Raw genomic sequence first — 582 nt, 5'->3', positions numbered from 1 at the left:
ACGAGGGTTTCCGAAAAGTCGCGGCTGCGCTTCAACTCCTCGCGAATGCGCTCGCGTCCCGCGATCGCCGCCGCGAACGGCAGGCTGATTCCGAAACACGCAGCCAGGAACAGTTGCAGCAGATGGACGCGTGTCGCGAGCGTCCCGCCGATCATGTAAGCCGGGCCCAGCCCCGACAGCGTTCCCACCGTACCGATGATACCGACCACCGCGATCGCGGCGGCCGCTCCGCGGACGCCCAGTCGGAATGAGGCCAGAATGATCAAGGGCAGTGCAACGAAGAACATCGGATAGGCGGGTTGTAGAAACACGATTGCCGCCACCAGAGCATTGGCGGTCAGGATCGCCGCGATCTCGAACGCGCGCGGGGGGGTGACCTTGCGGCGATTGCTCCAGCTATCGATTGCGATCAAAGCGATCGGCCCGCCGATCAACATCCCCAGGCTATCGGCGAGAAACCAATATCGCCAAATCGACAGGCCATGCCAAAGATCGTGCGGAGCCAGCCAGAGCGTTGCGGCCACCCCGGACACGGCCGGGGCGACGCCGCAGCAACATAGGGCGAAGCGCAGCAGGTCGCGA

The 582-nt window shown here is 64.4% G+C and carries 1 protein-coding gene; it reads right to left on the bottom strand.

The window, feature by feature from the left end:
* On the bottom strand, positions 1-582 hold a 582-nt coding region (locus AACY08_RS28175), incomplete at both ends, for an MASE1 domain-containing protein (protein ID WP_339472381.1).

Origin of the sequence: Pseudomonas sp. EL_65y_Pfl1_R83 (assembly GCF_963970695.1) — a bacterium.
GTDB lineage: Bacteria > Pseudomonadota > Gammaproteobacteria > Pseudomonadales > Pseudomonadaceae > Aquipseudomonas > Aquipseudomonas tritici.
This window is presented reverse-complemented; position numbering and strand designations above follow the sequence as displayed.